Here is a 3,543-nt window from a genome sequence, read left to right as displayed (position 1 = left end):
CGGATCGCGCTTCGCTTGTCCGGGACGACGTCGGAGAATACAGCGACCGCGTCTCTTGCGTCGACCGCCGGGCAGTTACGCCTTTAGCCCTGTCCCGCCATACAGCCACGCGATATCGTCGCACCATTCGTTCTGCGACTTCGCGCTCATGATCGCGTTGCGGATGCGGGCGAGCTCGCCTGAAGGATGGTAGACGTGTTCGCCGATCGCGCGTGACATCAGCTGCACGCGGGCAGTGCGCGGGAAGCGCTGCGCGCTGTAGGCTTCGAGCGCCGCTGTCTGGTCATCGTGACTGGCCAGCATGTGCGACAGGCAGACCGCGTCCTCCATCGCCTGGCAGGCGCCCTGCGCAAAATATTGCAGCATCGGATGCGCGGCGTCGCCGAGCAGCACCACGCGGCCGTCGATCCACCGCTCGTTCGGATCGCGATCGCACAGCACCCAGAGCTTCCAGTTGGTGCCGTGGCGGATGATGTTCTGCGCCCGCTCATGGACGTGGGTAAAACCCTTCATCACCTCTTGCTCGGAGACCGGCTTGCCGGCAACCGGCTCCGGCGCATTGTTGTGATAGGTGACGACGAGGTTGAACACCTTCCAGCCCGACAGCGGATAATGCACGATGTGGCATTTCGGACCGGCCCACAGCGTCGCCGCGTTCCAGCGCAGGTCCTCCGGCATCTGTTCGGTCGGGATCACCGAGCGATAGGTGGTGTGCCCGGAGACGCGCGGCGGACCGTCCGCCGTGACCTGCTTGCGGATGTTCGACCACAAGCCATCGGCGCCGATCAGGAGGCGGCCGGCAATCCGCTCGCCATCGGCGAGCTTCGCCGTCACGGACGAGCCGTCCTGCTCATAGCCTGTCACCTCGCTCGAAACACGTAGCTCGATCAGTTGGTGGCTTTGGCAGGCGCGCAGGAACACGCCGTGCAGATCGCCGCGATGCACCACGGCATAGGGATTGCCGAACCGCGCGCGAAAGGCATCGCCGAGATCGATGTGGGTGATCTCGCCGGCGGTCAGCGCGTCCATCAGCCGGAGCTGATCGATATAGACGGCCATATTGCGCGCGGCCTCGCCGACGCCGAGATAGTCGAAGGCGTGGAACGCGTTCGGGCCGAGCTGGATGCCGGCGCCGATCTCGCCGAGCGCGGCGGCCTTCTCCAGCAGGATCGAGCGGATGCCTTTTTGCGCGAGGCCCAGCGCCACGGCAAGGCCGCCGATGCCGCCACCTGCGATCAGGACGGGTCTTGTCTCCGCCATCAGCCCGACCTCCCGAGATGTTCGAGCGCGTCCTCGGCGCGCAGCGGCACCCGCGACGCCTCGTTGTTGAGGTCGACGAGCTGGGTCAACAACGCCAGCAACGTCTTGCGGTCGGCAGGCTTCAGCGGCTGCAGCATCCGCGCCTGTGCCTTGTCGACCGAGGGCATGATGTCGCTCAGCACCGCCGCGCCGGCCTTGGTAAGATAGAGCAGCTTGACGCGCTTGTCCTCGGGCGCCGGCTTGCGCACGATGAACTCCTTGGCCTGCAGCCGCTCGATCACGTTGCCGAGCGTGGAGCGGTCGAACGCGATCACCGCCGAGAGCCTTGTGGCGTCGATGCCGGGATGGGTCGAGATCGTGACCAGCGCGGCATATTGCACCGGCGTCAAGTCGAACGCCTTGCACTCCTCGATGAACAGCGCGACCGCGATCTGCTGCATCCGCCGGAACAGGTAGCCGGGCGCGGTGTAGACCGCGTCCATCGTGACGGGCGTTGGCTTGTTATTCGGCATCGGGCTGCTTGTCCGGGGCGGCGTCGGCAAACGCCTTGACCTGTTTGGCCGCGGCCTCGGCCTTGAGCAGGCGCGGATAGGCCGAGACGTCGACGCCGAAACGCCGCGCATTGGCGAGCTGCGGCACCAGACAGAGATCGGCAAGCGTCGGCTGGTCGCCAAAGCAGAATGGGCCGGACTCCGCCGCGATCAGGGTCTCGCAGGCCGACAGTCCCTCGCGATTGGCCCAGGCCGCCCATTCCGTCACCTGCTCTTCGGGCAGGCCGAGCTGACGCAGCCGCGCCAGCACCTTCAGATTCTGCACCGGATGCGTGTCACAGGCGATCGCCTGCGCGAACGCCCGCACCTTGGCGCGCCGCAGCGGATCTTTCGGCAAAAGCGGCGGGTTGGGATTGGTCTCGTCGAGCCATTCGATGATCGCGAGCGACTGGGTGAGGATCGCGCCGGCGTCGCTCTCCAGGGTCGGCACCAGCCCCTGCGGATTGATCGCGAGATAGGCCGGCGCACATTGCTCGCCCTTGCGCAGATGATGCGGTAGATGCTCTGAGGTGAGCCCCTTCAGATTGAGGGCGATCCGGACCCGGTAGGACGCGCTGCTCCGGAAATAGCCATGCAGCTTCATCGGAACCTCCCTTGCATTTCCCTATTGGCTTGGTTGATTGACGCTAGCCATATTGTCAGTATACTGTCAATTAAATTGCACCGACAAGAATGATGGGAGGCTTGCCATGGAAGCCGTGCAGAAGACCCCTGAACGCGAGGCGTTCTACAAGAAGATCGACGGCCAGAACCTCTCGGCGCTGTGGAACGTGATGAACGATCTGATCACGCCGGAGCCGAAAAGCGCCTGCCGTCCTCACTTATGGAAGTTCGACCAGATCCGCGACTACATGAACGAGGCGGGCAAGCTGATCACGGCCAAGGAAGCCGAGCGCCGCGTGCTGGTGCTGGAAAATCCCGGCCTGCGCGGCCAGTCCAAGATCACGACCTCGCTGTTCGCCGGCGTGCAGATGGTGGTGCCGGGCGACATCGCCCCCGCCCATCGCCATGCCCAATCGGCGCTGCGCTTCGTGCTCGAAGGCAAGGGCGCCTTCACCGCCGTCGACGGCGAGCGCACCGCGATGTCGCCGGGCGACTTCGTCATCACGCCGTCGATGACCTGGCACGATCATTCCAACGAAACCAATGAGCCGATGTTCTGGCTCGACGGGCTCGACATCCCGATGGTGCAGTTCTTCGACTGCTCGTTTGCCGAAGGCGCCAAGGAGGACCAGCAGTCGATCTCCAAACCGGCCGGCGCGAGCTTCGCGCGCTACGGCCACAATCTGCTGCCGATCGACCAGAAGCGGACCTCGAAGACATCGCCGATCTTCAACTATCCCTATGAATACACCCGCGAGGCGCTCGAGAAGGCCAAGGTCGGCGACGAGTGGGACGCCTGCCACGGGCTGAAGCTGAAATTCTCCAACCCCGAGACCGGCGATTTCGCGATGCCGACCATCGGCACCTTCATTCAGCTGCTGCCGAAGGGTTTCAAGACCGCGCGCTATCGCGCAACCGATGCGACCGTGTTCGCCGCGATCGAGGGCAAGGGCCGCACAAGGATCGGCGACCAGACCTTCGAGTGGGGACCGCGCGATTTGTTCGTGGTGCCGAGCTGGCACTGGGTCACCCACGAGGCCGATGCCGACTCCGTGCTGTTCTCGTTCTCCGACCGCCCGGTGCAGCAGAAGCTCGACCTGTTCCGCGAGGATCGGGGCAACGCGTAACC

General features: G+C 64.8%; 4 protein-coding genes. 1 reads left to right on the top strand and 3 read right to left on the bottom strand.

Going from position 1 to position 3,543, the window contains the following annotated elements; genetic code table 11:
* Positions 1-75: 75 nt before the first annotated feature.
* From AKL29_RS00930 to maiA, 3 genes are read right to left on the bottom strand one after another with little or no spacing between them, the layout of a single operon-like run.
* Positions 76-1,260 carry a 3-hydroxybenzoate 6-monooxygenase gene (locus AKL29_RS00930; protein ID WP_050382395.1) on the bottom strand — a complete coding sequence of 395 codons (1,185 nt, stop codon included), beginning with the start codon at positions 1,258-1,260 and terminating at the stop codon, positions 76-78.
* Entirely contained in the window at positions 1,260-1,772 is a 513-nt protein-coding gene (locus AKL29_RS00925) for a MarR family winged helix-turn-helix transcriptional regulator (RefSeq protein WP_026191972.1), read from the bottom strand. Before AKL29_RS00925 ends, AKL29_RS00930 begins: the two co-directional genes overlap by 1 nt.
* A complete protein-coding gene (maiA, locus tag AKL29_RS00920; RefSeq protein WP_050382394.1) occupies positions 1,762-2,394 on the bottom strand; it encodes a maleylacetoacetate isomerase in 633 nt (210 codons plus the stop codon). The genes AKL29_RS00925 and maiA overlap by 11 nt, the downstream gene beginning before the upstream one ends.
* Positions 2,395-2,500: 106 nt before the next feature.
* On the opposite strand from maiA, the gene gtdA reads away from it, so the two are divergent.
* The gene (gene gtdA, locus AKL29_RS00915; RefSeq protein ID WP_050382392.1) at positions 2,501-3,541 is read left to right on the top strand and encodes a gentisate 1,2-dioxygenase; all 1,041 of its coding nucleotides are present in this window, start codon (positions 2,501-2,503) and stop codon (positions 3,539-3,541) included.
* The last annotated feature ends 2 nt before the right edge of the window (positions 3,542-3,543 follow it).

Source organism: Bradyrhizobium pachyrhizi, from assembly GCF_001189245.1.
In the GTDB taxonomy this organism is placed as follows: Bacteria; Pseudomonadota; Alphaproteobacteria; order Rhizobiales; family Xanthobacteraceae; genus Bradyrhizobium; species Bradyrhizobium pachyrhizi.
Note: the sequence above shows the minus strand (reverse complement) of the source record. Positions and strands in the feature narration are given on the sequence as shown.

Coding starts and splice junctions, on each gene's coding strand:
- AKL29_RS00930 (WP_050382395.1), bottom strand. CDS start 1,260: ATGGCGGAGACAAGACCCGTCCTGATCGCAGGTGGCGGCATCGGCGGC.
- AKL29_RS00925 (WP_026191972.1), bottom strand. CDS start 1,772: ATGCCGAATAACAAGCCAACGCCCGTCACGATGGACGCGGTCTACACC.
- maiA (WP_050382394.1), bottom strand. CDS start 2,394: ATGAAGCTGCATGGCTATTTCCGGAGCAGCGCGTCCTACCGGGTCCGG.
- gtdA (WP_050382392.1), top strand. CDS start 2,501: ATGGAAGCCGTGCAGAAGACCCCTGAACGCGAGGCGTTCTACAAGAAG.